The 4,314-nt window shown below is 34.1% G+C and carries 2 protein-coding genes and 1 pseudogene; 2 read left to right on the top strand and 1 reads right to left on the bottom strand.

Annotated elements, in window-relative coordinates:
- Positions 1-276 (top strand): single-stranded DNA-binding protein (locus tag AB8B90_RS08940; protein WP_405335875.1); only part of this gene is annotated, 276 nt, incomplete at its 5' end.
- Positions 277-323: 47 nt separating this feature from the next.
- Here AB8B90_RS08940 and pbpC read toward each other — a convergent pair.
- Positions 324-2,675: a penicillin-binding protein 1C gene (pbpC, locus tag AB8B90_RS08935; RefSeq protein WP_405335872.1), complete on the bottom strand. Its 2,352-nt coding sequence runs from the start codon at positions 2,673-2,675 to the stop codon at positions 324-326.
- A 98-nt stretch (positions 2,676-2,773) separates the two neighbouring features.
- Here pbpC and AB8B90_RS08930 point away from each other — a divergent pair.
- Positions 2,774-4,314: pseudogene (locus tag AB8B90_RS08930) on the top strand (hypothetical protein); the annotation flags it as partial.

Below are 4,314 nucleotides of genomic sequence, written 5' to 3'. Positions count from 1 at the left end.
GTAAATCTTGAATCAGGAAAACTATTGGCTAAATTTTCTGTAGCAACAAATGAAAGCTATAAAAATGCACAAGGTGAAAAAGTAACAGATACACAATGGCACAATGTTGTAGCTTGGGGAAAAACAGCTGAGATTATTGAGAAGTATGTTACAAAAGGAAAAGAAGTTGCCATTGAAGGAAAGCTAACCACACGATCTTGGGAAGATGACAAAGGAAATAAGCGTTATACTACTGAAGTTGTTTGTAATGAATTGTTGATGTTAGGCAACAAATAATATTAGTTAATTATTGTTAGAAAGGCTCTCCATGAGGAGGGCTTTTTTTATTCCAAAATCGAAATCTTCCGTTTCGCTTCATTACCTAATTCATCAACAACTGTAATGATATGTTCGCCAGTTTTTGGAATAACAGCTAATTCATGTATGTTTTTTGTTGTTCCAACATAGTCTTCATCAATATACCAGTATACAGAAGTTTCAGGCTTGGAGTGTGCAATTTTTAAGACTAAATCATTAGTGTTACCATCAAAATCTTTTGGTAGAAATACAGTGTTGTTAGTTTTCGGATAAATAAAACTCATCGTCATTTGATTGTCACCTTCGCAATCTGATCGCAATTTTGGTAATGGTTTGTAAAATGGATTTTTAGTTTTGTAGTAGTATGCTTTTAATGGTGTTAATACAAACCAAGGTTTATGTTTTATAATACTTAAATCTTCACAAGATGAATTAACTTGATAGGATTCTGTGTCATCTACATGAGCTAAAATGTGATATGGACAAGGCTCTGTTTTTAATCCGCTTACTTGAATGTATTTGTTTTCAGTATCATCACAAATTGAAGATGCTCGATGTCCACTTTTAGAGCAAATACTAACCTCTTGCATATCGTCAAATGGTTTTGTAAACCAATCACTATTTGGGAGTAAATCAAATACATCAAATAGTATTGGAGCTGCTGTTTGAACACCAACTAATCCTGGTCGACCTTCACCATCGGCATTGCCAACCCAAACACCAACGACATAATCTTTTGTCGTGCCAATGGCCCAAGCGTCTCGAAATCCGAAACTCGTTCCTGTTTTCCAAGCCACTTGTTTAGAATCATTAAAAAACTCCCAACTTTCATCTCCTTGAGGTCTGTTTACCTTTTTTAAACTTTCGTAGGTTAAATAAATAGAAGCAGCATCAAATAAGGTTTTGTCAGTACTTTTTGTTCCAAAGTCAATGGTTTCTGAAGCTAAAAAAGTGGGTTCTATAAATTCGTTAGAATAATATTCACTAGAGGTTTCAGAAAAGTGATTCAGTGTTGATGATAATGAAGCATAACTTTTGCATAAATCCCAAAGGTTGCTTTCAGCACCTCCTAAAATTAATGATAAACCATAATGATTCGCATTATATTTTAAATCTTTAAGTTCTAATTGTTTCAAATATTGATGAAAACGATCTAATCCAAAATCTTGAAGCATTCTCACTGCTGGTACATTTAATGAACGCGATAGTGCTTGACTAGCTGGAACGACACCATCATATTCTTTATTAAAATTCTCAGGATTATAACTTCCAAACTGAGATGGAATATCTGCAACTAAAGTGTTTGGTAATAAGTCGCCTGCATCCAACATTGCTGCATATAAAAACGGTTTCAAAATACTGCCAGTGCTTCGAGGTTTGTCAATGATATCAACATCTTTTTGATGTGTTCTATCAGTAGGAGAATTACCAACATAGGCAAGCACTTCTCTTGTATGAACATCTAAAACTAAGACTGCTGTATTATGAATTTCGTTTTGTTTTAAAATGTTATAATGGTTTCTTACTGTTTGATTTACGAGTTCTTGAAGTTTAGTGTCAATTGTCGTTTGAATGCGTTTACCTTTATTTTTTTGTGCAACTTTTTGTAATAAATGTGGTGCAATCTGTGGTAAAGCATATGGTTTTTGTGGTAAGCCTTCAGCAATCGATAAGTCGAAAGTTAGCGAATCTATAATACCATTATCTAGAAGTTTCTTTAATAATCGATTTCGCTTTTGTAATAAGCGTTCTTGGTTTTTTCCTGGATATATTAAACTTGGTGCGTTTGGTAACACAGCCAAAGTAGCACTTTCTGCCCAAGAGAGTTGGTTCGAATTTCTATTGAAGTATCTCCAAGCGGCTGCATCTAGTCCGACTACATTTCCGCCAAAAGGAGCATTACTACTGTAATAGGCTAAGATGTCTTCTTTTGAATCTCTAAATTCTAATCGTGATGCTAAAACCAATTCTTTAAGTTTCTCTAGATAAGTTCTAGCTTGACCTTTTCTTGATAATCTGATTACTTGCTGTGTTAGTGTACTTCCACCTCGTTTTACTTCTCCAGAACTGATATTGTCTTTTAAAGCTTTGAAAATTGAAACTGGATTAAAACCAGGGTGCTTGTAAAAGTATTCATCTTCAAACTGTACAATACATATTTTAAATTTTTCTGGTACACTATTATTATGAGGAAAACGCCATTGTCCATCCGAAGCAATTTGCGCTCCCAATAAATCATTATTTTTTGATGTAATTACAGTAGCAGTTGGATCTTTAAATAAATTTTGGGGTAAGCAAAAAGCATAAAAGATTATTAGTACAAATAGCACTAGTGTTTTCTTTTTATGTTGCTTTAGGATGTTAAATAACCTATACATTTGCTCTACTACAACGTTATAGTTAGTTTATTAATTATTAATTGTCTCTTTATATTATATATTTAGTATAGTTTTAAAAAAAGACCTACAATATATACGTGAGAAAGTACTGTAATAATCTTAATGTAATCATAATTTTTTGTGTTTTTTTTTCTTCGGAAAAAGTATTTGCGCAATTAGGTTTTTGTCAAGGAAATTCAGGTGATCCTATTTTTGTTGAAGATTTTGGAACTGGACTTTCCGACACAGCTTTACCACCAGGAACCACAACTTACACTTATGCTAATGGATTAAATCCAGAGGATGGCTTGTATACCGTTTCTAGTAATACAAGTTACTTTGATTGGTTCGATATCCAAGACCACACACCTTCTGATGTAAACGGAAGAATGCTTGTAGTAAATTCTGATTTTTCTCCAGGAGAGTTTTACAGGACAACGATTAATGGCTTATGTGAAAACACATCATATGAATTTTCATCTTGGATTGTTAATTTGACTCCTGCAGGTGGATTTTGTGGTGTAGGAGCAATACCTGTGAATGTTAGATTTGAAATATGGGATAATTCTGATACGAATTTATTAGCGTCTGGAAATACAGGAAATATAGGAAGCTCGAATACACCAAATTGGCAACAGCATGCTTTAGCTTTTCAAACGACACCAACTCAGACATCCATTATTTTAAAAATGATTAACAATGGTTCAGGCGGCTGTGGAAATGATTTAGCAATTGATGATATTGTTTTTAAAAGTTGTGGTGATTTTATTTCAGTGACTGACACCACTAATGCTACATCTGTATCTTTATGTAGTAGTGAAACACCTTATTCAACAGCATTAACCGCAACACCTGATAATTCTGTTTTTAATAATCATTTTTATCAATGGCAAGAAAGTTCAGACGAAACAACTTGGACAGATATTGCAGGTGCTAATAATCAAATTTTAACTTTAACAGGAGTTACCACTACAACTTATTATAGAGCTAAAGTTGCTGAATTTGCTCTAAACTTAAGTAATAGTGACTGTATAACTTTCTCGACGACATACTTAATAAGTATTGATCAATTACCCAATCCTCCAACTTTAGAGTGTTGGGAAACAGCAATTATCAATAGTACAACTTGTAGTTGGGATATTTCTGGAACTCAACCATTGCCTCCAACTTTAGAGTGTTGGGAAACCTCAATGTTCAATACTAACACTTGTTCTTGGGATATTACAGGTACTCAGCCCTTACCTCCAACTACAGAGTGTTGGGAAGTGGCAACCTTCAATATTACTACATGTACTTGGGATGTTACAGGAACTGAACCCTTAGAGCCTTCTGGATTAGAATGTTGGGAAACAACATCTTTTAACACTACAACGTGTAGTTGGGATATTTTTGGAAACCAACCAGTTGAGCCTACTGGTTTAGAATGTTGGGAAATTACAACCTTTAATAACACAACTTGTACTTGGGAAATAAGCGGAACTCAGCCTGTTGCTATTACTCCCACTCCATTAGAGGTTTGTGACGATGGAGTTCCCGATGGATTAACGAGTATAGATATTTCGATAAAGACTCAGGAGATTACGGGTAATAATCCCAATTATACAGTTAGTTATTATTTAACTCAATCAGATGCTGATAC

The sequence above is a fragment of the Psychroserpens sp. genome, assembly GCF_045105015.1.
Taxonomy (GTDB): domain Bacteria; phylum Bacteroidota; class Bacteroidia; order Flavobacteriales; family Flavobacteriaceae; genus Psychroserpens.
Note: the sequence above shows the minus strand (reverse complement) of the source record. Positions and strands in the feature narration are given on the sequence as shown.

Coding starts and splice junctions, on each gene's coding strand:
- pbpC (WP_405335872.1), bottom strand. CDS start 2,675: ATGTATAGGTTATTTAACATCCTAAAGCAACATAAAAAGAAAACACTA.